We start from the raw sequence: 26,195 nt of genomic DNA, 5'->3' as shown, positions 1-26,195 counted from the left end.
CTCCCCACCCTCCATTCACCGCGTTTCCTTGACATTTGTCGCCAAATCGGCGAGCGCCGGAACGCTTGAGGGCAGTGCATTTCACCCTCCATTTACCGGACATTTGCATGAGTTTTGCCGATCTCGGCCTCTCCGACGAACTGCTGAAGGCAGTCACCGACTCCGGCTATACCGAGCCGACCCCGATCCAGGCCGGCGCGATCCCGTCGGTGCTGATGATGCGCGACATCATCGGGATCGCCCAGACGGGCACCGGAAAGACCGCGTCGTTCGTGCTGCCGATGATCGACATTCTGGCGCATGGTCGTAGCCGCGCGCGGATGCCGCGCTCGCTGATCCTCGAGCCGACGCGCGAACTCGCCGCGCAGGTGGCGGAGAATTTCGAGAAATACGGCGTCAATTCGAACCTCTCGATGGCGTTGCTGATCGGTGGCGTGTCGATGGGCGACCAGCTCGCCGCGCTGGAAAAGGGCGTCGACGTCCTGATCGCGACGCCGGGCCGGCTGATGGACCTGTTCGGGCGCGGCAAGATCATGCTCAACGGCTGTTCGCTGCTGGTGATCGACGAGGCGGACCGGATGCTCGACATGGGCTTCATCCCCGACATCGAGGAAATCTGCACCAAGCTGCCGAAACAGCGCCAGACCCTGCTGTTCTCCGCGACGATGCCGCCGCCGATCAAGAAGCTGGCGGACAAGTTCCTGACCAATCCCAAGACGATCGAGGTGTCGCGCCCGGCGTCGACCAACCTCAACATCAAGCAGTATCTGGTGCCGGTGCCGAGCCAGACCGCCAAGCGCGATACGCTGCGCCGTATCCTCGCGCAGGAAGAGGTGACCAACGCGATCATCTTTTGCAACCGCAAGACGACGGTGCGCGACCTCAACAAGGTGCTGAAGCAGGCGGGCTACAAATCTGGCGAGATCCACGGCGACATGGAGCAGCCGCAGCGGCTTGCCGAGCTGGAGCTGTTCAAGACCGGCGCGGTGACGATCCTAGTCGCCTCGGACGTCGCCGCGCGCGGGCTCGACATCAAGGGCGTGTCGACGGTGTTCAACTATGACGCGCCTTGGCATCCGGACGATTACGTCCACCGGATCGGTCGCACAGGGCGTGCGGGCGCGACCGGCACGGCGTACACGTTCGTTGCGCCGGACGATGCCGAGAACATCGTCAATATCGAGAAGCTTACCGGGCAGACGATCGAACGGCTGAAGGTAGCCGAGCCGAAGGGTGCAGCCCCCGCTGCCGTCGAAGCCGACGAGGATGCGCCACGTCGTGATCGGTCGCGGAGCCGTCGCGGGGGGCGTTCGGAGGACATGGCTCCGGTCGCTGTTGCGGAGGAGGCCGGTCGCGAGCGGCCGCGGACTCGCCGCGTACCGCGCGAAGACACGGTCGCGCCCGCGATCGTCGCCGAAGTGCTGGCCGCGGTCGAGCCGGTCGTGGTGGCCAAGCGCCCGCGCTGGGAGCGGACGCCGATCGACGAGCCCGTGCCTGCGGTGAAGCCGCGCGTTGCGGAGCCGGTGCGGGTCGAACCGGTGGCGGTCGAACCGGCGTATGTCGAACCGGTTCGCGCTGCGCCCGTTCGGTCTGAACCGGTGCGGTCGGAACCTCCTCGCTCGCAACCTGTTCGTTCAGAAGCCGCGAAGGTCGAACCGCCACGCACGGAGCGCATTCCTGCGGATCCAACCGGTGGTCGTCGCCCGCCGGTCGCCGATGCGCCGGTGGATGGCTGGAACGGACCGTTCCCGAGCTTCCTCAATGCCGTAATCGGAGGATATGAATGATGTCGATGAGCCGTATCGCTGCCCTTGCCCTGCTCGCCACCGCGGTTGCAGCACCGGCAGCGCCCCGCGCGAAGGTCGCGGCGCCGCACGTCAACACGGCCAGCTTCGACAAGCTGCCGCAGCCTCTGCCGCTGCCGTATGACGAGGCGGCCAACGCCAATGCGCAGGTTGCGGCGGCGCGGGCGCGGGCGCTGAAGACGCACAAGCGGTTGCTGATCGATCTTGGCGGCAACTGGTGCCTCGACTGCCGGCTGCTCGCGGGGACGATCGACCTGCCCGAGATGAAGCGCTTCGTGGACAGCAAGTTCGTGGTGGTCACGGTGGACATCGGCCGCTTCGACAAGAACGGGCAGATCGCCGCGGGTTACGGGATCAAGGGCCGCCTGAAGGGTGTGCCGGCGGTGCTGATCGTCGATCCGCGGAGCAACAAGTTGCTGAACGCCGGGCATGAGACCGAACTGGCCGACGCTCGGTCGATGGGACCGCAGGCGCTCGCCGACTGGCTGGCGAAATGGGCAGCTTGATCTTCCCTGGTTGAGCATTGAGGTCGGGATATCGGTAAGCGGTATCCCGCAGATTTGCGTTCTCCAACAGAGACCGGGGCCCATTTTGGTGGGCCCGAGCACGTCCCGCAAGGTCTACGCAATTGCCCCGACCTTCGGAGAACGTGAAGGACTACGGCCCTAACCTACCGCGTGCCGCGAATGCGGAGTCGACGGCTTGGCTGCTCTACTCCTGCAGCACTAGCGCCTCCGAATTCCCTGAGAATGGTCAGGCCTTTACGACCGGGATCAGCGCATCGTCCAACGCCGCCGCTCGAATATAGGCGGGGCGTTTCGTAAGCCGCTCCGCATAGGCGGCGAACACGTCACGCTTCGGTAGCCAGTCGAACTGCTGGCCCCAGATCACTTGTGAACCGACATACACGTCGGCCGCGGTAAAATTGTCTCCGGCGATATAGTCGTGCGCGCCGACTGCCTGTTCGAGCACGGCGACCATCGTATCGAAATTGCCATAGCCGACCATCCGCTCCTGCGACTCCGTTGGCACGACGCTGAGCGCGCGGTTCGCGGTGGCTGCTTCGACCGGGCCCGCGGCGTAGAACAGCCAGCGGTAATAGGCGGCGCGCTCGTCGGGGTGCGGCGCGAGATCGGCGTGGGGGAACGCCTCGGCGAGATACGCGCAGATCGCGGCGCATTCGGTGACGGTCTGGCCGTCATGGACGATCGTCGGAACCTTGCCCATCGGATTGATCGACACGAACGGCTCGGCCTTCATCGTCGACGCGTAGTCGAGGACTATGGTCTCGTATTCGGCGCCGACCTCCTCAAGCATCCATCGGGCGATCCGGCCGCGGGACATCGGGTTGGTGTAGAGCGTTAGCGTCATGCGACTCTCCTGAGAACGGATCGTGAACGAAAGTCGCATGGAGAGGAGCCGTGGTCAAGCGACTGGCTAGTGCAGCGAGCTTGTTCTCCAGCGAAGGCGGGAGAACAAGGACGCGGAATGCCGGGTTCGGTACAGGCCCCTCACCCTCCCCCGTTAAACCAGCGCCTTGTCGAACAGCGCGAGCATGCGGGCCCAGGCCTTGTCCGCCTGGACGGCGTTGTAGACCTTCGAGTCGGGCGGGCACCAGCCGTGCATCGTGCCGGCGTAGACCTCGATCTCGGCAGGGAGTTTCGCGGCGGCAAACGCCGTGCGGAGCGTGTCCTTCTCGGTCGGGGCGCGGGCGTCGTCGTTGGCGGCGATCGCGATGAGGTATTGCGCCTTCATCTGCGGGATCAGGAGGTGCGGGCTGTCGGGCTTGTCGGTGACGAAACCGCCGCCATGGAACGTCGCGCCTGCGCGGATACGGTTCGCCACGGCTGCAGCGGTGCGCATGACCATCGGGCCGCCCATGCAATAGCCGGTGGTGGCCATGCCGCGCTTGCGATCGACCTGCGGTTGCGCGTCGATGAAGGCGGTGAAGGCTTTCGCGTCGCGGACCGTGCCTTCGGACGTGAGCGCGTCGCGGAACGGCGCGATACGGGCGCGGACGGCGGGCTGGTCGTAGGACTCGCCGGGGGCGAGGAACGGTGCCTTGGTCGAGCGATAGAACTGGTTGACGACGAGCACCGCATAGCCCGATTGCGCGAGCCGGTCGGCCATCTGGCGGAAGGCGGGGCGGAGGCCCATGATGTCGGGCCAGACCAGCACGCCGGGATGCTTGCCGGTCGCGGGTGCGACGAAATAGGCGTCGGCCTTGCCGTCGGGCGTCGTGATCGACACGTCGCGGCCCTTGATGACGGCAGCGTTCGCGGGGGCGGGCAGCAACATCGTCAGCCCCATCGCGCCGGTCATCACGCCGAACTGGCGGCGCGAGACGCCGGCCAGATAGGCTTCGTTATCGTCTGCGGTATGCTCGTCGCACATGGGCCTATCCTCTTGAATTTGGCCGCATGCTAACTCAGGCCGCGCGCCACCACCATACGCCATCTTCGGTGTGCCGGGTTGCTCGACCTTCGACTTCGAGGCGGCGGAGATGGGCTAGGGCTTCGCCGGTCGCCATGCCGAGCACGTCCTGCCCGATCGCGCGGCGGAACAGGCGGCCGAAACAGTCGACGGCGCGTCGCGGTTCGGCGAGGAAGACGGCGAGTTCGTCGAGACGCTCGCGGTGTTCGCGGTCCATCGCCTCGAGGCGGGTGTGGAGGCCGGTGAACGGGTCGCCGTGGCCTGGGAGGACGAGCAGGTCGGCGGGCAGCGTTTTCAGCTTGGCGATCGACGCGAACCATTCGCCCAAAGGATCGGCGTTCGGTTCGGTGACGCCGAGCGAGACGTTGGGGCTGATGCGCGGGAGGACCTGGTCGCCGGCGATGAGGATGCCGCCGGCTTCGTCGTACAGGCACGCGTGTTCGGGGGAGTGGCCGGAGCCGGTGACGATGCGCCAGTCGCGCGCGCCGATGGTGAGCGTGTCGCCGTCTTCGATGCGGGTGTAGCTGAGCGGGAGCGGCGTGATGATCTTGCGGAAGCCGGCCCAGCCCTTGGCGGTGGCGTGGTCGATCTGTGCGGCGTCCCAGCCTGCGCCGCGCCAGAAGGCGAGCATTTCGTGGGGGACCGAGTCGCGGGCGTCGGCGGCGAGCATGCGGGCGGTCAGCCACTCGGCTCGGGTCATGATCAAGGGGGCGGAATGATGATCGCACATCCAGCCGGCTAGGCCGATATGGTCGGGGTGGAAGTGGGTGCCGATCATTTGCGTGATGCGGGTGTTGGCTTTGGGGCCGCTGAAGATGGCTTTCCACGCGTCGCGCGCGGCCGCGGTGTTCATGCCGGTGTCGACCAACGCTTCGCCGTCGGTGTCGGTGAGGAGCCAGCAGTTTACGTGGCGTAAGGGGCCAGGGATGTGGAGGCGGACCCAGCCTATGCCGGGGGCGACCTGCATCGTGCCGCCTACTTCAGGTTCTGCGCCACCAAACGGGTAGGTCAGCCCTTTGTGACTGGTCGGCGCGAAATTGGTATCGGGTGCGGTTGCCATCCGTTGCAGTTAGCAACTGGATGTGGCGCGAGATAGCCCAATGCCGCTCTTGCTATCCTCCCCCGCCAGGGGGAGGTGGCGCCGAAGGTGTCGGAGGGGGAGGACACGGTGCAGAGGTTGGCGCTTGCCTCCCCCTCCGTCTGGCAAGTGCCAGCCACCTCCCCCTGGCGGGGGAGGATCAGGTTGGGGTTTTCTCTTGAGACGAAGGAACCTTGTTTCCCCGCGAAGGCGGGGACCCAGACTGGGCTCCCGCCTTCGCGGGAGAACATGGAGGTGCGGACTGTTCGACACCACGGCCGCCGCCTTGTGCGTCGGCTAATCTCGCTAGCCGTATCGTATGAGGAGGGCGCGAGCCCACCCCCTGCCCCCTCCCGCTTGCGGGAGGGGAAGTGCCGTCAGCGCTTGAAGGGGTCGTCGAACAGCGGCTTGACGGGGAGGACGCCGCCGTCTGCAACGAACTGTGCGTCCGCGGCCGCCTGGGTGCGCTCGGCGCGGAGCTGCTGGAGAAGGACTTCGCGATCGCCTTCGAGGCGGGTGTCGGTCGGAGCCTCCATGCCAGCGGCCTTGGCCGCCTTTGCCACCGCGGCATCGAGCTCGCGCTGCGAGGTCAGGCCGAGCGTGACCGGGTCCTTCGGCGTGATGTTGGCGATGTTCCAGTGGCTGCGATCTCGGATCGCCGCGATCGTCGTGCGGGTCGTGCCGATCAGCAGCGAGATCGCGCCGTCGGTGATCTCCGGATGATTGCGGATGATCCACGAGATGCCGTCGGGCTTGTCCTGGCGCTTCGAGACCGGCGTGTAGCGCGGCCCCTTGGTGCGGCGGACCTGCTCGGGGCCCTTGATCATCTTGAGCTGGTAATCGGGATCGGCGGCACCCTTGTCGATCTCGTCCTGGGTCACTTCATGGGCGCGCACGGGATCGCGGCCGGTGAGCTTGGTCGAGGTGGTGTCGTCGGCGATCGCCTGGATCTCGAGGATGTGCAGGCCGCAGAAGTCCGCGATCTGCTCGAAGCTGAGCGCGGTATTGTCGACCATCCAGGCGGCGGTCGCGTGGGGCATGAGCGGCTGGGCCACGGCGGAAACTCCGTAAAAATAGAAAGGGCCGCCCCTTTCGGAGCGGCCTGACATGGGAGAGACTTAGTGCGCGCCGGGGCAACAGGCAAGCGAACAAGCTCAGGCGGCCATGAGCTTTCCTTCGAGGGGAACGAGCGCGTGGAGGAACTGGCGGGCGCTGGCGGGCCAGCTGTAGCGCGCGGCATAGGCGGCGCAGGTGACGCTGTCGCGAGTGAGCGCGGTGGCGATGGCCGTTTCGAGGTCTTCGTGCATCGCGCCGACGCGGTCGTCGAGGACGTCGATCGGCCCGGTGACTGGGTACGCCGCGACAGGGGTTCCGCAGGCGAGCGCTTCGATCATGACGAGGCCGAACGTGTCCGTGCGACTTGGGAAGACGAGGACGTCGGCAGTCCGGTACGCGGCGGCGAGGTCGAGGCCGGAGCGTTGGCCGAGAAACACAGCGTCGGGGAAGCGGCGGGCGAGCGTGGCGCGGGCTGGGCCGTCGCCGACGACGACTTTTGTGCCGGGGTGTGCCGAGGACAGGAACGCCTCGATGTTCTTCTCGACCGCGACGCGCCCGACATAGAGGAGGATCGGGCCGGGCAGCGCTGCCATCTCGGGATCGCGCGCGCCGTCGAGGCCGAACTGCGCGAAGTCGACGCCCCTGCCCCATTCGCGGACCTGGTGCAGGCCTTGGGCGGCGAGCGTTGCCGCGACCGAGGGCGTGGAGACCAGGATCGATTGGGCGGGGCGATGGAACCAGCGGATGTAGCGCCAGATCCAGTCGGGGTTCGCGCCGGTGCGAGCGGCGATATAGTCGGGGAATTGCGTGTGATACGCGCTGGTGAACGGTAGCGCGCGGGCGAGGCACCAGTTGCGGGCGGCTAGGCAGACCGGTCCTTCGGTGGCGAGGTGGATCGCGTCGGCGCCGAAGGCGGCGAGCATGCGGCCGACGGCACCCGAACGCGCGAAGGCTAGGCGGATCTCGGGGTAGGTCGGGCATGGCATCGAGGCGAAGCGTTCGGGGGAGACTACCAGGACCTCGTGGCCGACGGATTCGAGCTCGCGCTGGACCGACTGGAGGGTGCGGACGACGCCGTTTACTTGCGGGCTCCAGGCGTCCGTGACGATCGCGATACGCATCGGCTTATCTCCATTTTGCCCCTCTCCCATGGGGAGAGGGAGGGGCCCGCCGCACTTGCGGTGGGAGGGTGAGGGCACGCGCTGAACGCCGTCGGGGACCGTGCCCTCACCCTCGCCGCTGCGCGGCTTTCCCTCTCCCCTGCGGGGGAGAGGGGTTTGAGTCAGGCGGCTAAGGTGACGACCTTGTCCTTCTCGCGGGCGGCGATTTCGTCGCCCCAGTGGAGGAGCTCCATTCGGCCGTCGAAATGCTCGACCAGCGCCGTGCAACCTTCGACCCAGTCGCCGTCGTTGTAATAGGCGATGCCGGCGATCTCGCGCATTTCGGCGGTGTGGATGTGGCCGCAGACGACACCTTCGACGCCGCGGACGCCGGCCGCGTGCGCGACGACTTCCTCGAAGTGCGAGATGAAGGCGACTGCGTTCTTGACCTTGGCCTTGGCGTGCTTCGACAGCGACCAATAGGGCATGCCCATCCGGCGACGCGCGGCGTTGACCCAGCGGTTGAGGCCCATCAGCATCGTGTAGGCGGCGTCGCCGATGTGCGCGACCCAGCGATGCGCGAGCGTGATCGCGTCGAACTCGTCGCCGTGGAGGACCAGCAGGCGGCGCCCGTCCGCCGTCTCGTGGATCGCGTTGCGACGGATCGAGATGCCGCCCAGGTCGAGCCCCGAATATTGGCGGAACACCTCGTCGTGATTGCCGGGAATGTAGACGACGCGGGTGCCGCGCTTGGCGCGCTTGAGCAGGCGCCAGATCACGTCGTTGTGCGCGGCAGGCCAGTAGAATTTCTTCTTGAGCCGCCAGCCGTCGATCATGTCGCCGACGAGGTACATCGTCTCGCTGTCGACGTGATCGAGGAAGTCGTTGAGCATCCCGGCGTTGCAGCCGCGCGTGCCGAGATGGACGTCGGAGATCCAGATCGTGCGGTACTGCCGCCGCTCGACGACCGGCTCTGGTACGGCGGGCCGGGAATGGATGAAGTCGGCGATATCGGTGATGTCGGCGCCAACGAAGCTAGATGGCGAAAACGTCGTAATGGCGTTCATGAGCCTGCCCCCGCAAAACTATCCTTGTCGCGAGTATTAGGCGAGTATTGTTACACGGTGGTCGCAGTCCGGTGACTGTTCTAAGTCAGCGGATCTGTCGTGTTTATAGCCGGAACAAGGTCAGCATGTTTCCCCGTGAAGGCGGGGATCCAGACTGGGCACCCGCCTTCGCGGGAGAACAAGTTTTGGGTCGGGTAGCGCTGTGAGGCCTCACCCCGGCGGAGGCCGGGGCCCAGTTGGAGAGGTGGCAATAACGAAGCGCGCCGCTCCCTTGCTTAGCGTCCCCGACTGGGCCCCGGCCTTCGCCGGGGTGAGGTAGTGGGGGTGGTGGCCGTTTGCCCCTCCCCTCACTCCATCGTCAGGACGATCTTCCCGACGTGGTCGCCTGCTTCCATCCGCGTGTGTGCTGCCGGTGCATCTGCGAAGGCAAACACGCGGTCGATCACTGGCTTCAGCTTCCCGGCCTCGACGTGTGGCCACACCGTCCGTGCGAGTTCGTCTGCGACCAGCGACTTGAACGCGGTGTCACGCGGGCGGAGCGTGGAACCGGTCAGCGTCAAGCGGCGGCGCATGATCTCGAACAGGGGGACGGTCGCCATCATGCCGCCCTGGACCGCGATCGACACGTGGCGGCCGTCTTCCGCCAAGCATTGGAGATTGCGCGGGACGTAGTCGCCGCCGACCATGTCGAGCACCGCGGCGACGCCCTTGCCGCCGGTGATCTGCTTCACGCGCTCGACGAAATCCTCCGACTTGTAGTCGATCGCGTGGGTCGCCCCGAGGCTCAGCGCGGCTTCGCACTTCGCCTTCGAGCCGGCGGTGACGATGATGTCGATGCCGAACACGTTGCACAGGCCGATCGCCATCGTGCCGATGCCCGAAGTGCCGCCGTGAACGAGGACCGTATCGCCTTCCATCGCGTAGGCGCGCTCGAAGAGGTTGGTCCAGACGGTGAAGAGCGTCTCGGGCATCGCCGCCGCCTCGACCATCGTCAGCGCCTGGGGGACGGGCAGGCACTGGCCGAACGGCGCGACCGCGTATTCCGCATAGGCACCACCGGAGATCAGCGCGCAGACGAGCTGGCCGACCTGTTCGTCGCCGACGCCCTCGCCGACCGCGACGATCGTGCCGGAAATCTCCATGCCGAGGATTGAGGGCGCCCCCGGCGGCGGCGGATACTTGCCCTGGCGCTGCATGACCTCGGGGCGATTCACGCCGGCCGCGGCGACCTTGACGAGCACCTCCCCGTGCCCCGGCCTGGGCACGGGACGGTCGACCAGAACCAGGACTTCGGGACCGCCGGGCTGTTCCGGATCGATCGCCTTCATGACGTCGGGTACACCTAAGTTACTGGATTGGTTTTCGGGTATCGCGGTCATCGCTCGTCACGTCCCTTTAGATTTCCGCGCCTTATTGACATCACTCTGGTGCGGGTCAACGTTACAGATCTTATGGAACTGGAAGACACCCCCTCCCGTCCCGACGACCTGCTGGACGCACTGGTGCGACAGGACCTCGATCCGTTGTCGGTCGCCGAACTCGATGCGCGGATCACCGTTCTGCAAGGCGAGATCGCGCGCTGCCAGTTGAAGAAGGACCGCGCAGTCAGTCACCGCGCCAGCGCCGACGACCTGTTCAGGCGGTGATCGCGCTGCCCGCCTCCACAAGCGTCGCATTTAGGCAGCGCAGGAACGGACGAGGCCGGGTTCAAGTGCTTGATGCGACCGATATCAGTTCCGACATAGTGGCAAAGGGCTCGCGTTCTCGCGGCCCGACAGGAGTATTGTAAATGCCATCATTTGCACCCGCCCTCGAGACCACGCTGCACAAAGCGCTCGAGGCGGCATCGTCCCGGCGTCACGAATATGCGACGCTGGAGCATCTGCTGCTCGCGCTGATCGACGACGAACATGCGTCGAAGGTCATGACCGCGTGCAATGTCGAGATCGGCGATCTGAAGAACACCGTCTCGCATTACCTCGACAGCGAACTCGATGCGTTGAAGGTCGATGCAGCGACCGACCCCTCACCTACCAGCGGGTTCCAGCGCGTCGTCCAGCGCGCGATCCTCCACGTCCAGTCCTCGGGCCGCGACGAAGTGACTGGCGCCAACGTGCTCGTCGCCTTGTTCAGCGAGCGCGAGAGCTATGCCGTCTACTTCCTGCAGCAGCAGGACATGAGCCGCCTCGATGCGGTCAGCTTCATCAGCCACGGTGTCGGCAAGGGCGGGCAGCAGGCGACCGAAGCATCCACGCCAAAGGGTGCGGACGACGAGAAGCCGGCCAAGGGACAGGAGAAGGGCAAGACGGAAAGCGCGCTCAAGCAATTCACGGTCGACCTCAACGAGAAGGCCAAGAACGGCAAGGTCGATCCCCTGATCGGGCGCGGGCCGGAGGTGGATCGCACGATCCAGATCCTGTGCCGCCGGTCGAAGAACAACCCGCTGTATGTGGGCGATCCCGGCGTCGGGAAGACCGCTATCGCCGAGGGCCTGGCGCGGAAGATCGTCGAGGGCGACGTTCCCGACGTACTGTTGCCTGCTGTCATCTACTCGCTCGACATGGGCGCGTTGCTGGCGGGTACGCGGTATCGTGGTGACTTCGAGGAGCGCTTGAAGGCGGTCGTCAACGAGCTCGAGAAGCTACCTGATGCCGTGCTGTTCATCGACGAGATCCACACCGTGATCGGTGCTGGCGCGACGAGCGGCGGCGCGATGGATGCTTCGAACCTGCTCAAGCCGGCTTTGTCGGGCGGCACCATTCGTTGCATCGGTTCGACGACGTACAAGGAGTTCCGCAATCACTTCGAGAAGGACCGCGCGTTGCTGCGGCGCTTCCAGAAGATCGACGTGAACGAGCCCACGATCGAGGATACCATCAAGATCCTCGCTGGCCTGCGCTCGGCGTTCGAGGATCACCACAACGTCAAGTACACGCCCGATGCGATCAAGTCGGCGGTCGAGCTGTCGGCTCGGTACATCAACGATCGGAAGCTGCCGGACAAGGCGATCGACGTGATCGACGAAGTCGGCGCGATGCAGATGCTGGTGCCGCCGAACAAGCGCAAGAAGACGATCACGCCCAAGGAGATCGAGCAGGTCATCGCGACGATGGCCCGCATCCCGCCAAAGTCGGTCTCAACCGACGACAAGCTGGCTCTGGCCACGCTCGAGACGGATCTGAAGCGCGTGGTGTTCGGTCAGAATGCGGCGATCGAGAAGCTCAGCTCGGCGATCAAGCTGGCGCGGGCGGGTTTGCGCGAGCCCGAGAAGCCGATCGGCAACTATCTGTTCACCGGGCCTACGGGTGTCGGCAAGACCGAAGTCGCCAAGCAGCTCTCGACGATCTTGGGCATTCCGCTCCAGCGGTTCGATATGTCCGAATATATGGAGCGGCATTCGGTCAGCCGTCTGATCGGTGCGCCTCCGGGCTATGTCGGGTTCGACCAGGGTGGCCTGCTGACCGATGCGATCGATCAGAATCCACACTGCGTCCTGTTGCTCGATGAGATCGAGAAGGCGCATCCGGACCTGTTCAACATCCTGTTGCAGGTGATGGATAACGGGCGGCTGACCGACCAGCATGGCAAGTCGGTCGATTTCCGCAACGTCATCCTGATCATGACGACCAATGCGGGTGCCAGCGACATGGCGCGCGAGACGGTCGGCTTCGGCAATTTGTCGCGCGAGGGCGAGGACGAGGTGGCCGTGACGAAGATGTTCACGCCGGAATTCCGCAACCGTCTCGATGCGGTGGTGCCGTTCGGGTACCTGCCAACCGAAGTGGTGGCTCGGGTGGTGGACAAGTTCATCCTCCAGCTCGAATTGCAGTTGGCGGACCGCGGCGTGCACATCGTCCTCGACGACGAGTCGAAGGCGTGGCTCACGACCAAGGGCTATGACAAGCTGTACGGCGCACGGCCGATGGGTCGCCTGATACAGGAGAAGATCAAGCAGCCGCTCGCCGAGGAACTGCTGTTCGGCAAGCTGGTCCACGGCGGCGAGGTGACGGTTAAGATGAAGGACGGCGCGCTGTCGTTCGCGATCGAGCCCGCCGCGCCGAAGAAGCCCAAGAAGAAGGGCAAGACCGAGACGGTCGACGCCAGCTGAGTCGCTGATGAGATTCGTCTAAGAAAAAACCGGCCGGGGCATTCCCGGCCGGTTTTTTATTGTCCGTGGTGGACGCGATACCCGGCTCGGCGTCGTGATCGTTACCTGGCCTCGGGTTCGCCGCGCTGCGGAACCGTCATGAGCGTAGGGGCATCGACGACGAACCGATCCAGCACGCCATCGGCGATCTTGATCGGGCCATCGAAGCGGGTGGCGCCGGGTATGCTCTGGACGGCCGCCGCTTCGGCTGCGCGCCGTTTCGCATCCGCAAAATAGCCGACCGCGGCGGGACTGTCCCGATCGACGGCTTCGAGACCTGCGACGGTCAGCTGAAGCGCACGCCCCCATAGCTGCATCGCGTCCAGCCAAGGGCGAGACTGAGCGGCAAACCCCGCATCGACCGTACCCGACCGGATGATATCCGGCGCAGCGGCGAACCCGGCGGCGTACCTGCCGAGTTCCGCGAGTGCCGTCTGTCGCGCGATATCGTCGCCGTCCGCAATGGCCTCGCGGACGTGATCGAGCATCGCCTTCAGCCGCGGTGCCTGATCCTGCCAGGGTTGGCTGCCAAAGGTCGGTGCCATGTGCTGCGTGTCGAAGAAGGTCAGCAAGGCGCCCGTGGCCCCTTCGTCACCACCCGCCAGCGCGCGGGCCGCGGCATGCCAGGTTCGCTCGGCATCATAGCCCGTGTCGTTCCAGCCGAACGCGGCCACGCCGGTGACCGCGACGCGACTCGGCACTTCCTGGTTCATCGGGTTGGACAAGATCCCGGTGAGTTCGCCCGACAAGCCGGCTTCGCGCCGGATATAGGGGGCAAGCAGGAGCCGACCGGTCGTCTGCGCGTAATCATTGACCGGATAATTGTCCCACAGCAGCGTCTTGCGACCGAACGCCTTGGTCGCGGCGCGGGCGTCGGGGATCGAGATCGCCGGAGGCACGACATCGGTGCCGGTCCACTGGACCACGATGCGGGGATCCAGATGCTTGCGCAAAGCCGCCTTGTACGGCGTTTCCTTTGCATCGTAATATTCGGTCGGCACCATGATCAGAGGCCGCGCGGCAGGATCCTTGGCGGAAAGGCTTGCCTGTACCGCGTTCAGCAAGCGCGCCTGCGCGACGCCCGCCGCCTCCGCGCCCGACGGACCAAAAGCCGCCTTGTCCTTCTCGCAGTTCCACTTGGTATATTCGATGTCGTCGAGCGCGACGTAGAAACTGCCTACCCCGATCGCGCGCATGGCGTCGAACTTGCGCTCCATCGCCGTGATATCCGCGGGATCGGAAAAGCATACCGATGGCCCTGGGGATACGGCGTAGACGAAATCGATATGATTGCGCCGCGCCGTTCCCGCCAACGCCTTCAGCGATGCCAGTGTCGCGGCCGGATAGGCCTCCCGCCACCGGTCCCGCGCATAAGGATCGTCCTTGGGGCTGTAAACATAGGTGTTCGCCTTCACCGTGGCGAGGAAATCGAGGTGCTTCGCGCGATCCGCCATCGACCAGGGCGCGCCGTAGAATCCTTCGATCGTACCGCGGATCGGCATCGCCGGATGATCCTGGATGACGAGAGCGGGAATGTCGCCTCGCGCGGCCAATTGTCCAAACGTCTGTACGGCATGAAACAGTCCGTCTGCGTCGTGGCCGGCCAACGTGACGACACCGCTGTCGCCGCGGGCGATGCTCGCGATCGTATACCCCTCGGCATGATCGTCGATCGATGCGTGGCTGGCCGCCAGTGCCTCGCGAACCACCGCGGCGTCGCCAGTGCCAACGACGACATGAAGCCTGTCGGGCGACGACGGTACGCGCTTCGCCATCGTTATTTCGGCTACCCCGGCTGACCGCAGGACGTTGCGGACACGCGCGACCGTGTCGGGGTCGGTGCCGCCGGCAACGACGAGTACCGCCGACGTGCCGAGGCGGAATTGCGCCGATCCGAGATCGATCAACACCGGAGCGGGAAAGATCGCCGGCCGTTTCGGCGCTCCAGCCCATGCCGGTGCGACGCCGGGTCCGGCTACGCCCGATACCGCGATGAGCACAGAGGACAGGCCGACGAAATTCACCATTTTGCGCGTCATTCCGGCCTCCGGTATCTGATTGGTATTGATAGCGGTCTACGTGACTGGAAGGATCGCGGCAAGCAAAGCGCGCAGACCGCGCCGCCGCTTGTAGGGCTCTACCGACATTGCCCTTTTCGCCGGCACCGCTGCTCGCGTGCGTCCGAACCCATGTTACGCGACACAATCCTAACCTGTGGCAGCGTGCGGTTATGCCTATTGGACGTTTTACAGATCGCCTTCTTTACGTTTAATTTTCGAAGGCGCCTTAACTGTACCGCATGAGATCCAGGTTCTGCCTACACTGGCTGATCGGCGTCGTCCTGATGGCGCTGGCGATGATGGGTGCATCGCCTGCCGATGCACTGGCCGGGCGCGCGCTGTCGGTTTGCCTGCTGCCCGCGACCCCTGGATTGCGGGCGGACGACCTGTTCCGGACGCCCTCGCGGTTCGACTGCACGACGCCGCAATCCCGCTATGGCGCGGGCGATTTCTGGATCATGTCGCAGCGACTGCCAGTGGACGTGGCGAGCACACCGAAGCTCAGCGCGCGCGCCGCCAGCGTCTGGCAGGACCGCGTCACGCTGTACGTTCTGTATGCGGACGGCGCGATTCGCCAGACCGGGTTTACCAGTCGCACTGCGGGCCGCCATCTCAAGCTTGGCGCGACGCTGTCACTGGCGCTGCCGCAACACGAAGCCCCACCCGTCCGCCTGCTCTGGCATGTCGAGGGCGCGGCCAACCTTCGCGGGGTCGTACTCGGAGCGACGCTCGCCACCGAACAACAGGCGGCGGAAAGCGAGATCCTGCTCGCCGCGCTCTATGCCAGCTTCGGCGGCATGGCGATTGCGCTGATTGTCTACAATCTCGCGTTGTGGGGCGCGCTCCGCCAGGCGTTCCAGCCGGTCTATTGCCTGCTCGTCCTGTGCCTGCTCGGCTATGCGTTCTCGTCGTCGGCCGCGCTTGGTCAAATGGTGCCGGGCCTGGACAACAATGTCCGGCTGCGGATCAACGTCGTGCTGCTCGCCATCTGTGCGAGCATGGCGTTGGTGTTTGCACGGGCCTTTTTCGAGCGCGCCGTCTTCGAAGGCTGGTTGCGGCCGGCGACCACGGCGGCGCTGACGATCCTGGCGACGACGAGCATCGGCTTCGTGCTGCTGGCCCCCTGGCAAATCTTCTGGCTCGATCGCCTCTTGTCACTCGGCTACCTGCCGCTGATCGCGCTGGTGCCTGCGATCCTGTACCGGGCATGGGGGGTGCGCAGCAGCTATCTGTGGATGTTCACCCTGGCCTGGGGCGTGCCGATCATCTTTGCGAGCCTTCGGGTCGTGAACGCGCTGGGGTTCATGTCGTGGAGCTTCTGGATCGACAATTCGACGATGGTGTCGATGATGCTGGAGGCGTTGCTGTCGAGTCTGGCGATCGCATACCGGATCCGGCTGTTGAGCCTCGAGCGCGACGAGGCGCGACTGCAGGAGATGGCGGCGCAGTTGCTGGCCGATACCGAACCGCTCACAGGGCTGCTCAATCGACGGGCATTCCTGAACCGGGCCATCGGGCGGCCGGGCGATCAACTCCTGCTGATCGCAGATGTCGATCACTTCAAGCGCGTCAACGACACGATCGGCCACGACGGCGGCGACGAAGTGCTTCGCGTGATCGCGCGCGCGCTGCGCAATGCGGTGCCCCCCGGCGCGCTGGTGGCGCGAATCGGTGGCGAGGAGTTCGCGATCCTGATGGATGCCGCGACGCCTATCCCGCCCGACCTCATACTGGAACGACTGCGCAGCCAGCGAATGCCGTTCGACATCGCGGTGACCGCCAGCATCGGCTGTTGCACCGGGCCGCTGTTGCGCGAAACGGACTGGAAGGCGCTGTACCGCGGCGCCGACCGTGCATTGTTCGCGGCGAAGGGCGCCGGACGCAACCGATCGCGCGATGCCGGCGTGTTACCCTTGGCCGCGTGAGCCTCGACACGTCGTTCATTCGTACGCCGCGTGCCGGGGGTCGGTCGATCCTTGACCCTCGTCGCGTGCCTGCGCCATAGCGGCGGCCATGGACACGCCGATCGAAGACCTCGCGTTCGAGGATGCATTGAAGGAACTCGAGCTTATCGTCGGGAAGCTGGAAAGTGGCGACACGCCGCTCCAGCAGGCGATCGAGTTGTACGAGCGCGGCAACAAGCTGCGCCAGCGTTGCGCCGACCGGCTCGATGCGGCGCAGGCGCGGATCGAGGCGATCCGGCTCGACGGCGACGGCAAGCCTGCCGGCGTCCGCCCGTTCGCGGCGGGCTGACGCGGTGAGCGGGATGCCCGTCACGCTCGATGCCGCGCTTGCCGAGGTCTCGGCCGAGATCGATCGGCAATTCGACCAGCTGCTGACCATTCCGGACGATCCGCGCGGCGACCTGTACCGCGCGATGCGGCATGCGGCGATCGGCGGCGGCAAGCGGCTGCGGCCCTTGCTCGTGTTCGCGACCGCCAACCTGTTCGACGTGGCGCGCGAATGCTCCGCACGGGCGGCGACGGCGATCGAGGCGATCCACGTCTATTCGCTGATCCACGACGACCTGCCGTCGATGGACGACGACGACATGCGGCGCGGCAAGCCGACCGTGCACAAGGTGTTCGACGAGGCGACGGCGATCCTGGCGGGCGACTGCCTGCACGCGATGGCGTTCGAGATCCTGGCCGATCCGGCGACGCATGCCGATCCGTTCGTGCGGATCGAACTGGTGATGGACCTCGCGCGCGCGTCTGGGCCCAACGGTATGGCCGGTGGCCAGAAGATGGATATCGAGGCCGAGAATACGCGCTTCGACCTCAACACGGTCACGCGGTTGCAGCAGATGAAGACGGGTGCGTTGATCTCGGCATCGGTCGAGGCCGGGGCGATCCTGGGGCGCTTACCGCCGGAAGGTCGCGTGGGCTTGCGCGGCTATGCGCATGATCTCGGGCTCGCGTTTCAGATCGCCGACGACCTGCTCGATGCCGAGGGCGACGAGGCCGTGGTGGGCAAGTCGCTGCGCAAGGACGAGGTCGCGGGCAAGGAGACGTTCCTGTCGCTGCTCGGGCCCGAGCGTGCGCGCGAACAGGCACGGATGCTGGTCGACCAGGCGGTCGCGCATCTGCACAGCTATGGCAAGGAAGCCGACCTGTTGCGGGATATCGCCCGCTTCGTGCTCGAGCGCGACCGCTAGAACTACAACCGGGGAGATCGGCATGACGGCACGGATTGGGGTTTATCCCGGGACCTTCGATCCCGTCACCCTGGGTCATATGGACATCATCCGGCGGGGCGCGAAGCTGGTCGACCGGCTGGTAATCGGGGTGACGACCAATCCGTCCAAGTCGCCGATGTTCACGATCGAGGAACGGATGGCGACGGTGCGACGCGAGGTCGCCGGGATCGGTGGCGATATCGAGGTGGTCGCATTCGATTCGCTGCTGATGGACTTCGCCGAGCGGCAAGGCGCGAAAGTGATCGTCCGCGGCCTGCGCGCGGTCGCCGATTTCGAATACGAGTATCAGATGGCGGGGATGAACCAGCAGATCAATCCGCGCGTCGAGACGGTATTCCTGATGGCCGATGTCGCGTTGCAGCCGATCGCGAGCCGGCTGGTGAAGGAAATCGCGCTGTACGGCGGGAATATTGCTAAGTTCGTGCCGGAATCCGTGCGCGAAGAGGTGGTTGCGCGGGTCGAGAAGATGGGCCGCAAGGGAAGCTGAGTTCCTTCGCCCATCCCTGGAAGGCAGGGGTTGGGGGTGGGTAGGGTTCCGCCTGATCGAACGGTCGTGGTTCAAGCGGGCCTACCCATTCACAGCCCTTCCCTTCCAGGGAGGGAGCAGTGATCCCCCCTCACGTTCAGATTGGCGCAAGCGGGGATTTGCTCTAAGTGGCGGCAGCCTGGTTGCGCCGGGCCTCTTTCGAGTGGGAATTTGATGCGCTTTTTCGTCGGAATGTTCGCGTTGCTCGGGTGCCTGGTCACGGTGCCGGCGGATGCAGCGCAGAAGAAGAAGGACGTCGTGGTCGCCGAGGAGCGCAAGACGCCGCCGTTGACGACCGACACGCAGAATTTGTTGCTGCTGGATCTGTCGACCGGCGGGCGCGTGACGATCTGGCTGCGGCCCGACGTCGCGCCGCTGATGGTCGAGCGGATCAAGACGCTCACCCGCCAGCATTTCTATGACGGGCTCGCGTTCCACCGCGTGATCGACGGGTTCATGGCGCAGGGCGGCGATCCCAAGGGCGACGGCACCGGTGGCTCGACGCTGCCCGACGTGAAGGCGGAGTTCAACTACCTGCCGCACGTCCGCGGTGCCGTATCGGCGGCGCGGTCGGACAAGGAGGACAGCGCCAACAGCCAGTTCTTCATCGTCTTCCAGCCGCGGCTGAGCCTCGACAAGAAATACACCGTGTTCGGTCGCGTGCTCGACGGGATGCAGTATGTCGACGCGATCGAGCGTGGCGAGCCACCGGCGAACCCGTCGCGGATCGTCCACGCCTATATCGCGGCGGATAATCCTCCGGCGTATATGGCTGGGCCGCCTGCCCCCGCGCTCGGTGCACCGGTGACGTTGCCGGGTACGGCTTCGGGGCCGAACGCCGCCAAGCCAAAGCTCGCGCCGGCCGTTCGCAAGGCGCCGGTAAAGAAGGCTCCTGCAAAGAAGTGACTCCACGTTGAACGTCGACCTTTTCGACTTCGACCTGCCGACCGACAATATCGCGCTCCGCCCCGCGGCGCCGCGCGATGCTGCACGGATGCTGGTGCTCGAAGGTGACGCGACCCGCGATGCGGGCGTGTCGGACCTGCCATCGCTGCTGCGGCGCGGCGACATGCTCGTGTTCAACGATACGCGCGTGATCCCCGCGCAGCTCGACGGGCGGCGGGGCGACGCCAAGATCGGCGCGACCTTGCACAAGCGCGAGGGGCCGCGGCGCTGGCGCGCGTTCATTCGCAACGCACGGCGACTACACGACGGCGACGTGATCGAGTTCGGCAACGGCGTCAGCGCAGCGGCGGTCGATCGCGAGGACGACGGCAGTTACGCGCTGGTGTTCGCGGGCGACGAACCGGTCGAACTGCTGCTGGAGCGCGCGGGCCACATGCCCCTGCCCCCGTATATCGCTGGCAAGCGCCCGACCGACGCCCGCGATGCGGACGATTACCAGACGATGTTCGCGTCCGAGCCGGGTGCGGTCGCGGCGCCGACGGCAGCGTTGCACTTCACGCCGAAGTTAATGGCGGCGCTCGAGGCTGCGGGGATCGAGCATGCGACGCTGACGCTGCATGTCGGCGCGGGCACGTTTCTGCCGGTCAAGGCGACCGATACGACCGAGCACAAGATGCACGCTGAGTGGGGCCGGATCGATGCCGCCACCGCCGACCGGTTGAACGCGGTGCGCGCGAACGGTGGTCGTGTGATCGCGGTCGGGACGACGTCGTTGCGGCTGATCGAGAGCGCGACCGGTGAGGACGACGTAATCCGCCCCTTCGACGGCGACACTGCGATCTTCATCACGCCGGGATACCGGTTCCGCGGCATCGACGGCTTGATGACCAATTTTCACCTGCCGCGCTCGACGTTGTTCATGCTGGTGTCGGCGCTGATGGGGCGCAAGCGGATGCAGGCGGCCTATGCACATGCGATCGCTGAGAAGTATCGCTTCTACAGCTATGGCGACGCCTCGCTTCTGCTGCCATGACGGGCGGCATGCTGCTCGCTCTCGCTTTGCTTCAGGCCATCGTCGCTTCACCGCCGCCTGCAGGTACGCCACAGCCGCCCGCGACGATCTTCGCCGAGCCTGCCGCGCTGTTCATTGCCGCATGCGACGCGAACGGCGATGGCCGCGTCACGCAAAGCGAACTGACCGCGTGCGTCGCGCGGAGCTATGCCACCGCCGAGGGCGCTGCGACCGGATCGATCGGATACATTGCCTTTGCCGACTGGGCGCAGGCGTGGCTCGGCGATCGAAACGCGTTGCCGAGCCCGTTCGAAGTCGATCGCGACGGCGACAACCGGATCACGCTCGCCGAACTCCAGGCGCGGTTCGCGCAATTCTTCACGCGGTTCGACCGCGACAAGGACGGCGTGCTGACCCGCGCCGAACTCATCACCATCCGCGGTGCGCCGGCCGGCGATCGCTACGGCATCCGCAAGAAACGTTGATACCATGACCCGCCCCCGCTTCGACTTCACGATCTCCGCCACCGACGGCAAGGCGCGCACGGGCGTCATCGCGATGCAGCGCGGCGACATCCGCACGCCGGCATTCATGCCGGTCGGCACCGCCGCGACCGTCAAGGGGATGAAGCCCGCCGATGTGGTCGGTGCGGGCGCGGATATCATACTCGGCAATACTTATCACCTGATGCTGCGGCCCGGCGCCGAGCGAGTCGCACGGCTCGGCGGGCTGCATGCGTTTTCGGGCTGGTCGAAGCCGATCCTCACCGACTCCGGCGGCTATCAGGTTATGAGCCTCGCGGACCTGACGAAGCGCTCCGAAGAAGGCGTCTCGTTCAAGTCACATCTCGACGGCACGCGACACCTGCTGAGCCCCGAGCGGTCGATCGAGATCCAGCGGCTGCTCGGTTCGAACATCGTCATGGCGTTCGACGAACTGGTGCCGACGACCTCGACGCGCGAGGTGCAGGCGGCAGCGATGGAGCGATCGATGCGCTGGGCGAAGCGGTCGCGCGCGGCGTTCGATGCCGGCGAAAAGCATGCCGAGAACAACGCGATCTTCGGGATCCAGCAGGGTGCGCTGAACGAGGGCTTTCGAAAGTCGTCAGCGGATGCGCTGATCGATATCGGCTTCGACGGCTATGCGGTTGGCGGGTTGGCGGTCGGCGAAGGCCAAGAGGCGATGTTCGGCTGCCTCGACTTCGCGCCGGGCCAGTTGCCGGTCGAGAAGCCGCGCTACCTGATGGGGGTCGGCAAGCCCGACGATATCGTCGGCGCGGTCGAGCGGGGGATCGACATGTTCGATTGCGTGATGCCCACGCGGTCTGGTCGCACCGGCCAAGCCTTTACGCGCACCGGGCCGATCAACATCCGTAATGCTAAGTTCGCCGAGGACATGGGGCCGCTCGATCCGGCCTGTCCCTGCCCGGTCTGCGCGACCTGGGGTCGGGCGTACCTGCATCATCTGGTCCGGTCGGGCGAAATGCTTGGCGCAATGCTCATGACGGAGCATAACATCTGGTTCTACGAAGCGCTGATGGCGGATCTGCGGGCGGCGATCGCCTCGGGGACGCTGACGCAGTTCGCGAATGATTTCCGCGCGATGTATGCGCGGAAGAGTGAAGGAGAGCCCAAGTGACCATCAAGATCGACAGCGACACCCCGAACGAAATCCTCGCCGCCGCCAAGGAAGCAAAGCTGCAGGCCGAAGCCGCCGCGCATAACGCCGCCGCGAAGGCGAAGAGCTGGCCGCTCGCGAAGATCGGCCTGGGTGTCGGCATCGGCTCCGCGGCGATCGCCGGCGCGGTGCTGTTCGCGAACCGCAACAAGTAAGGATCTTCATGCGCCTCTTCCGCTCCGCGTTGCTGCTGACCGCAGCATGTCTTCCCGTAGCGGGGGTGGCGCAGACCGCACCTGTCCCAACGCAGGTTTCGGTAAAGCCGATCGCCTATACCGAGCGCACCCTGCCGAATGGCCTGCGCGTCTATGCGATCCGCGATACCGGTACGCCCAATGTGTCGGTGCAGGTGTGGTACGATGTCGGATCAAAGGACGACCCCAAGGGCAAGTCCGGGTTCGCGCACATGTTCGAGCACCTGATGTTCAAGTCGACGCGCAACCTGGTGTCGGAGCAGATGGATCGGCTGACCGAGGATGTCGGCGGCTACAACAATGCGTCGACCAATGACGACTATACCAATTATTACGAGGTAATTCCGGCCAACCACCTCCAGCGGCTGTTGTTCGCGGAGGCCGACCGGATGGCTAGCCTCGTCGTCGAGCCCAAGAGCTTCGGGTCGGAGCGTGACGTGGTGAAGGAGGAACTTCGCCAGAGCACGCTGTCGCGGCCGTACGGCAAGCTGTTTTCACTCTATTATCCGGCGCTCGCGTATTCCGCGCACCCCTATGCGCGCGGGACGATCGGCAGCCTGGAGAATCTGGAAGCCGCCGGGATCGACGACGTCCGCGCCTTCCACGCGACCTATTATCGGCCGGACAATGCGATTCTGGTCGTGTCGGGTAACTTCGATCCGGCGCAGTTGAACAACTGGGTCGACCAGTATTTCGCGGGCATCAAGAAGCCTTCCGCTGCCATCCCGCGCGTGACGGTTGCCGAGCCCGCGCGAACGGCGGCGGTGAAGCGGACCGTGTACGAGCCGAACACGCCGCTTCCCGCCGTGCTGGTCAGCTATCACCTGCCGCCGGACCGCGACGCGGATATCCCTGCGCTGATGGTGTTGAAGGCAGTGCTGGCGACCGGCGAGAGTTCACGCCTGTACGAGAGCGTCGTGTACCGCGACCAGCTTGCGCAGTCGGCCGAGGCGTTCCTCGATACAAAGCAAGCGACCGGCAACATGGTTGTCTACGCGATCCTCGCAAGCGGCAAGACGGTCGAGGCCGGTGAAGCTGCGTTGAAGCGCGAGATCGCCCGGTTCCGCGATGCGCCGGTGACCGCGGCTGAGCTCGCCGAGGCGAAGAACGAAATCCTGACTCAGTCGATCCAGTCGCGCGAGACCGCCGAGGGCAAGGCGAGCACTCTGGCTGCGGCGGTGCTGATCGACGGTGATCCGCGGGCGGCTGACAAGCAGTTGGCGGCGATCTCGCGGGTGACGGCGGCGGATATCCAGCGTGTCGCGCGGAAATATCTTGGCGACAACCAGTCAGCGACGATCCGGTACATGCCGATCGCGGCAAAGCCTGCGGGCGGTATCGCCGATACGATCACGATTGCGCCGACGGTGCAGGTCGCGGACCTGAAGGCGCCGGCGAATATCGAGATCGTGACGCCTGCGCCCGAAGGCCAGCGTGTCCAGCCGCCTGCGCCGAGCGCACCGGTATCGCCGACGATCCCGCAGCCGGTGGAGGTACGGCTGGCCAACGGCATGCGGCTGGTGACCGTCGAGCGGCATGACCTGCCAATCGTCACCGCGTATCTGGTGACGGCTGGTGGTGCGGCGACCGATCCCGCGAACCGCGCCGGCGTCAGCAGCCTGTCGGCGGAACTGCTCACCAAGGGTACGAAGACGCGGTCGGCGACACAGATCGCGCGCGCGGTCGAGGGACTTGGCGGATCGATCGGCAGTTCGGCTGGCAGCGATGGCGCAGCGGTAGACGTGACTGTGAAGTCGGACCAGCTTGCGCCCGCGATGGCTATCCTCGCCGACGTCGCGATCAATCCGGCCTTTGCGCCCGAGGAGATCGAACGCGCGCGGACTCAACAGGTCGACGCGGTGACGCTGGCGTTGAAGGACCCGGCGCAGGTCGCGGGCCTGGTTGCGGATCGTGCGGTGCTTGGTGCGTCGCCTTATGGCGCGCCGAACGGGGGCACGCCGCTATCGTTGAAGGCGATCACGCGGGCCGATATCACGGCGGCGTATGCGCGAAGTTTTCAGCCGGGCCAGGCGACGCTGATCATGGTCGGCGATGTCACCGCGGCGCGTGCCAAGGCCTTGGCGGAGGCGCAATTCGGTAGCTGGAAATCGAGCGGCGCAGCGGCGGCGAACGCTCCGCAGGTCGCGTACCCGAAGCGGCGCGTAATTGTGGTGGACATGCCCGAAGCGGGTCAGGCCGGCGTCGTGGTTGCCCGGCCGGCGATCGCGCGCTCGGACGCACGCTATTATCCGTTGGCTGTCGGCAACACGGTGCTTGGCGGTGGCTTCTCGTCGCGGTTGAACCAGGAGATCCGGATCAAACGTGGGCTGGCCTATGGCGCGGGCAGCGGACTCGATGCGGGGAAGACGCAGGGCACGGTCGCGGCGCGGACGCAGACCAAGAACCCGACCGCCGCGGAAGTGGTGACGCTGATCGCCGCCGAGATGACGCGGATGGGGGCGTCCCCGGTGCCTGCGGCAGAGCTCGACACGCGCAAGGCCGTGCTGGTCGGCAATTTCGGGCGCGGAATCGAGACGACGTCGGGCGTTGCCGGTATCCTCGGCGCCTATGTCCAGAACGGCGTGCCGCTAGGCGAGCTCCAGCGCTACACCGGTGCGGTCGGCGCGGTCGATCCGGCGGCGGTGCAGGCCGCGGCGGTCGCCTTGCTCGATCCGAAGGCAGCGAGCATCGTCGTGGTGGGCGACGCCAAGCAGTTTATCGAGCCGCTGCGCAAAGCCTATCCGAACGTCGAGGTTATTCCCGAAGCTGCGCTGAAGCTGGACACTGCAACCTTACGGTAAGCGATTGGCGCTACGGTGACTGTCCGTCCCGCGGTGGGACGGATGGAATCCGTGCGCGATCGATCCGGCCAAATCGGCTATGCCGGACGTTAGTAACGCTCGATAGGGCTGGTACGAGGTAAGCGGTTGCGCGTTCGGTTGCAGACGGTTCGGCTGATGAAGCGCATCTGGGCGGCGATGGTCGTCACGGTGCTGATCATCGGCGCCGGAATTTCTGCGCATGCTGCGCTCCGGGCGATGTCGGCGCGAAACGCGGCGAACGACCGCGCCAGCGCCGCCTCTCCGGCCACGGTTCCATCCCCCGCCGCTACGCTGGCCGAGCAGGAGATCGCCGCCCCTGCGGCTGGTGTTACGGGAACCATCGACCTCCCCAACCTTCCGATCCCGGCCGACGCCACGCTCGACGCGGGTATCGTCCCGGCACGGCCCTTCTCGATGGCCGGCGCATCGGCACTGGACCGCGATCGCGCGCTGCAATGCCTGACTGCCGCGATCTATTACGAAGCGGCGTCGGAACCCGATGCGGGCCAGCAGGCTGTGGCACAGGTCATTCTCAATCGTGCGCGGCATCCGGCATTTCCGGGGACGGTATGCGGCGTGGTGTACCAGGGCTCGGAACATGCCGGCTGCCAGTTCAGCTTCGCGTGCGACGGCGCGATGGCGCGGGTGCCGGCGCGCGCCGCCTGGGTGCGCGCGGCTCGCGCGGCCGGCATGGCGCTCGCCGGCTATGTCTATGCGCCAGTCGGGCTGGCGACGCACTATCATACCTATGCCGTGACGCCTGCTTGGAACCGGAGCATGGTGATGACCGACGTCGTCGGTGCACATTTCTTCCATCGGTGGAAGGGGTATTGGGGTACTTCGGCTGCGTTTAACCAGCGCTACGCTGGCGGCGAACCGGTGCCTGGGCCGCATATGTCCGTGCAACCAATCGCACCGCCGACGCCGCAGATGATCGCTGCTGCGACTGCGGGGGCGGTGTCCGTGCCAGTGCCGGCTACGGTGGTGGCGAATGTTGCGCAGGCCAAGGCCGCTACTCAGGCACCGGCAGTACCGGCTGTTTCCGACATGCTTCCACCAGAATCGCAGATCCTCGACCGGTGGAAGGATTCGGGTAAGCCGCTGAAGTAGGCC

At 65.8% G+C, this 26,195-nt stretch carries 23 protein-coding genes; 15 read left to right on the top strand and 8 right to left on the bottom strand.

Features of this window, described 5'->3' with window-relative positions:
* Nucleotides 1–107 precede the first annotated feature (107 nt).
* Nucleotides 108–1,787, top strand: coding sequence for a DEAD/DEAH box helicase (locus BM244_RS00835; protein ID WP_093396827.1), 1,680 nt, complete (start codon nt 108–110; stop codon nt 1,785–1,787).
* On the top strand, nt 1,787–2,311 hold the full coding sequence (locus BM244_RS00830; protein ID WP_093398006.1) for a thioredoxin family protein: 525 nt from the start codon (nt 1,787–1,789) through the stop codon (nt 2,309–2,311). The genes BM244_RS00835 and BM244_RS00830 overlap by 1 nt, the downstream gene beginning before the upstream one ends.
* A gap of 247 nt (nt 2,312–2,558) precedes the next feature.
* On the opposite strand, the gene BM244_RS00825 is transcribed toward BM244_RS00830, so the two are convergent.
* The 7 genes from BM244_RS00825 to BM244_RS00795 form a co-directional block, all read right to left on the bottom strand.
* Nucleotides 2,559–3,176 carry a glutathione S-transferase family protein gene (locus BM244_RS00825; protein WP_093396826.1) on the bottom strand — a complete coding sequence of 206 codons (618 nt, stop codon included), beginning with the start codon at nt 3,174–3,176 and terminating at the stop codon, nt 2,559–2,561.
* Nucleotides 3,177–3,329: 153 nt separating this feature from the next.
* The gene (locus BM244_RS00820) at nt 3,330–4,199 is read right to left on the bottom strand and encodes a dienelactone hydrolase family protein (RefSeq protein ID WP_093396824.1); all 870 of its coding nucleotides are present in this window, start codon (nt 4,197–4,199) and stop codon (nt 3,330–3,332) included.
* 34 nt (nt 4,200–4,233) lie between these two features.
* Nucleotides 4,234–5,298, bottom strand: coding sequence for an MBL fold metallo-hydrolase (locus tag BM244_RS00815; RefSeq protein ID WP_093396823.1), 1,065 nt, complete (start codon nt 5,296–5,298; stop codon nt 4,234–4,236).
* 395 nt (nt 5,299–5,693) lie between these two features.
* A complete protein-coding gene (locus BM244_RS00810) occupies nt 5,694–6,371 on the bottom strand; it encodes a DUF1013 domain-containing protein (protein WP_055873545.1) in 678 nt (225 codons plus the stop codon).
* Nucleotides 6,372–6,470: 99 nt separating this feature from the next.
* A complete protein-coding gene (locus BM244_RS00805; protein WP_093396821.1) occupies nt 6,471–7,493 on the bottom strand; it encodes a glycosyltransferase family 4 protein in 1,023 nt (340 codons plus the stop codon).
* Nucleotides 7,494–7,654: 161 nt separating this feature from the next.
* The gene (locus BM244_RS00800) at nt 7,655–8,539 is read right to left on the bottom strand and encodes a UDP-2,3-diacylglucosamine diphosphatase (RefSeq protein ID WP_093396820.1); all 885 of its coding nucleotides are present in this window, start codon (nt 8,537–8,539) and stop codon (nt 7,655–7,657) included.
* A 347-nt stretch (nt 8,540–8,886) separates the two neighbouring features.
* Nucleotides 8,887–9,867 (bottom strand): NAD(P)H-quinone oxidoreductase, encoded by a 981-nt coding sequence (locus BM244_RS00795; RefSeq protein ID WP_093396818.1) that lies wholly within the window; start codon nt 9,865–9,867, stop codon nt 8,887–8,889.
* Nucleotides 9,868–9,990: 123 nt separating this feature from the next.
* Here BM244_RS00795 and BM244_RS00790 point away from each other — a divergent pair, with 123 nt between their 5' ends.
* Together BM244_RS00790 and clpA are read left to right on the top strand one after the other, a co-directional pair.
* Nucleotides 9,991–10,185: a DUF1192 domain-containing protein gene (locus tag BM244_RS00790; RefSeq protein ID WP_093396817.1), complete on the top strand. Its 195-nt coding sequence runs from the start codon at nt 9,991–9,993 to the stop codon at nt 10,183–10,185.
* 143 nt (nt 10,186–10,328) lie between these two features.
* Complete coding sequence (gene clpA, locus BM244_RS00785; RefSeq protein ID WP_056060577.1) at nt 10,329–12,647, top strand: ATP-dependent Clp protease ATP-binding subunit ClpA; 2,319 nt, start codon at nt 10,329–10,331, stop codon at nt 12,645–12,647.
* A 101-nt stretch (nt 12,648–12,748) separates the two neighbouring features.
* On the opposite strand, the gene BM244_RS00780 is transcribed toward clpA, so the two are convergent.
* Complete coding sequence (locus BM244_RS00780; RefSeq protein ID WP_093396815.1) at nt 12,749–14,725, bottom strand: glycoside hydrolase family 84 protein; 1,977 nt, start codon at nt 14,723–14,725, stop codon at nt 12,749–12,751.
* Nucleotides 14,726–14,985: 260 nt separating this feature from the next.
* Here BM244_RS00780 and BM244_RS00775 point away from each other — a divergent pair, with 260 nt between their 5' ends.
* From BM244_RS00775 to BM244_RS00725, 11 genes are all read left to right on the top strand, one after another.
* Nucleotides 14,986–16,671 carry a GGDEF domain-containing protein gene (locus BM244_RS00775; RefSeq protein WP_093396814.1) on the top strand — a complete coding sequence of 562 codons (1,686 nt, stop codon included), beginning with the start codon at nt 14,986–14,988 and terminating at the stop codon, nt 16,669–16,671.
* A gap of 88 nt (nt 16,672–16,759) precedes the next feature.
* Nucleotides 16,760–16,999 carry an exodeoxyribonuclease VII small subunit gene (locus BM244_RS00770; protein WP_056060585.1) on the top strand — a complete coding sequence of 80 codons (240 nt, stop codon included), beginning with the start codon at nt 16,760–16,762 and terminating at the stop codon, nt 16,997–16,999.
* A 13-nt stretch (nt 17,000–17,012) separates the two neighbouring features.
* A complete protein-coding gene (locus BM244_RS00765; protein ID WP_093396812.1) occupies nt 17,013–17,903 on the top strand; it encodes a polyprenyl synthetase family protein in 891 nt (296 codons plus the stop codon).
* A 22-nt stretch (nt 17,904–17,925) separates the two neighbouring features.
* Nucleotides 17,926–18,432: a pantetheine-phosphate adenylyltransferase gene (gene coaD / locus BM244_RS00760; RefSeq protein WP_093396811.1), complete on the top strand. Its 507-nt coding sequence runs from the start codon at nt 17,926–17,928 to the stop codon at nt 18,430–18,432.
* Between the two features lie 213 nt (nt 18,433–18,645).
* Nucleotides 18,646–19,377, top strand: coding sequence for a peptidylprolyl isomerase (locus BM244_RS00755; protein ID WP_093396809.1), 732 nt, complete (start codon nt 18,646–18,648; stop codon nt 19,375–19,377).
* Between the two features lie 7 nt (nt 19,378–19,384).
* Nucleotides 19,385–20,410, top strand: a complete 1,026-nt coding sequence (gene queA / locus BM244_RS00750; RefSeq protein ID WP_093396808.1) for a tRNA preQ1(34) S-adenosylmethionine ribosyltransferase-isomerase QueA — start codon at nt 19,385–19,387, stop codon at nt 20,408–20,410.
* A gap of 8 nt (nt 20,411–20,418) precedes the next feature.
* Nucleotides 20,419–20,874 (top strand): EF-hand domain-containing protein, encoded by a 456-nt coding sequence (locus BM244_RS00745; protein ID WP_254784194.1) that lies wholly within the window; start codon nt 20,419–20,421, stop codon nt 20,872–20,874.
* A 4-nt stretch (nt 20,875–20,878) separates the two neighbouring features.
* The gene (gene tgt / locus BM244_RS00740; RefSeq protein WP_093396805.1) at nt 20,879–22,027 is read left to right on the top strand and encodes a tRNA guanosine(34) transglycosylase Tgt; all 1,149 of its coding nucleotides are present in this window, start codon (nt 20,879–20,881) and stop codon (nt 22,025–22,027) included.
* Nucleotides 22,024–22,221 (top strand): hypothetical protein, encoded by a 198-nt coding sequence (locus tag BM244_RS00735; RefSeq protein WP_254784193.1) that lies wholly within the window; start codon nt 22,024–22,026, stop codon nt 22,219–22,221. Before tgt ends, BM244_RS00735 begins: the two co-directional genes overlap by 4 nt.
* An 8-nt stretch (nt 22,222–22,229) precedes the next feature.
* Nucleotides 22,230–25,061, top strand: coding sequence for a M16 family metallopeptidase (locus tag BM244_RS00730; RefSeq protein ID WP_093396803.1), 2,832 nt, complete (start codon nt 22,230–22,232; stop codon nt 25,059–25,061).
* Nucleotides 25,062–25,217: 156 nt separating this feature from the next.
* Nucleotides 25,218–26,192: a cell wall hydrolase gene (locus tag BM244_RS00725; protein ID WP_093396802.1), complete on the top strand. Its 975-nt coding sequence runs from the start codon at nt 25,218–25,220 to the stop codon at nt 26,190–26,192.
* Nucleotides 26,193–26,195: the final 3 nt, after the last annotated feature.

Source organism: Sphingomonas sp. OK281 (assembly GCF_900115295.1).
Classification (GTDB): domain Bacteria; phylum Pseudomonadota; class Alphaproteobacteria; order Sphingomonadales; family Sphingomonadaceae; genus Sphingomonas.
This window is presented reverse-complemented; position numbering and strand designations above follow the sequence as displayed.

Coding starts and splice junctions, on each gene's coding strand:
- BM244_RS00815 (WP_093396823.1), bottom strand. CDS start 5,298: ATGGCAACCGCACCCGATACCAATTTCGCGCCGACCAGTCACAAAGGG.
- tgt (WP_093396805.1), top strand. CDS start 20,879: ATGACCCGCCCCCGCTTCGACTTCACGATCTCCGCCACCGACGGCAAG.
- BM244_RS00805 (WP_093396821.1), bottom strand. CDS start 7,493: ATGCGTATCGCGATCGTCACGGACGCCTGGAGCCCGCAAGTAAACGGC.
- BM244_RS00800 (WP_093396820.1), bottom strand. CDS start 8,539: ATGAACGCCATTACGACGTTTTCGCCATCTAGCTTCGTTGGCGCCGAC.
- BM244_RS00835 (WP_093396827.1), top strand. CDS start 108: ATGAGTTTTGCCGATCTCGGCCTCTCCGACGAACTGCTGAAGGCAGTC.
- BM244_RS00730 (WP_093396803.1), top strand. CDS start 22,230: ATGCGCCTCTTCCGCTCCGCGTTGCTGCTGACCGCAGCATGTCTTCCC.
- BM244_RS00745 (WP_254784194.1), top strand. CDS start 20,419: ATGCTGCTCGCTCTCGCTTTGCTTCAGGCCATCGTCGCTTCACCGCCG.
- clpA (WP_056060577.1), top strand. CDS start 10,329: ATGCCATCATTTGCACCCGCCCTCGAGACCACGCTGCACAAAGCGCTC.
- BM244_RS00820 (WP_093396824.1), bottom strand. CDS start 4,199: ATGTGCGACGAGCATACCGCAGACGATAACGAAGCCTATCTGGCCGGC.
- coaD (WP_093396811.1), top strand. CDS start 17,926: ATGACGGCACGGATTGGGGTTTATCCCGGGACCTTCGATCCCGTCACC.
- BM244_RS00770 (WP_056060585.1), top strand. CDS start 16,760: ATGGACACGCCGATCGAAGACCTCGCGTTCGAGGATGCATTGAAGGAA.
- BM244_RS00780 (WP_093396815.1), bottom strand. CDS start 14,725: ATGACGCGCAAAATGGTGAATTTCGTCGGCCTGTCCTCTGTGCTCATC.
- BM244_RS00725 (WP_093396802.1), top strand. CDS start 25,218: ATGAAGCGCATCTGGGCGGCGATGGTCGTCACGGTGCTGATCATCGGC.
- BM244_RS00765 (WP_093396812.1), top strand. CDS start 17,013: ATGCCCGTCACGCTCGATGCCGCGCTTGCCGAGGTCTCGGCCGAGATC.
- BM244_RS00830 (WP_093398006.1), top strand. CDS start 1,787: ATGTCGATGAGCCGTATCGCTGCCCTTGCCCTGCTCGCCACCGCGGTT.
- BM244_RS00795 (WP_093396818.1), bottom strand. CDS start 9,867: ATGAAGGCGATCGATCCGGAACAGCCCGGCGGTCCCGAAGTCCTGGTT.
- BM244_RS00755 (WP_093396809.1), top strand. CDS start 18,646: ATGCGCTTTTTCGTCGGAATGTTCGCGTTGCTCGGGTGCCTGGTCACG.
- BM244_RS00790 (WP_093396817.1), top strand. CDS start 9,991: ATGGAACTGGAAGACACCCCCTCCCGTCCCGACGACCTGCTGGACGCA.
- BM244_RS00825 (WP_093396826.1), bottom strand. CDS start 3,176: ATGACGCTAACGCTCTACACCAACCCGATGTCCCGCGGCCGGATCGCC.
- BM244_RS00775 (WP_093396814.1), top strand. CDS start 14,986: ATGAGATCCAGGTTCTGCCTACACTGGCTGATCGGCGTCGTCCTGATG.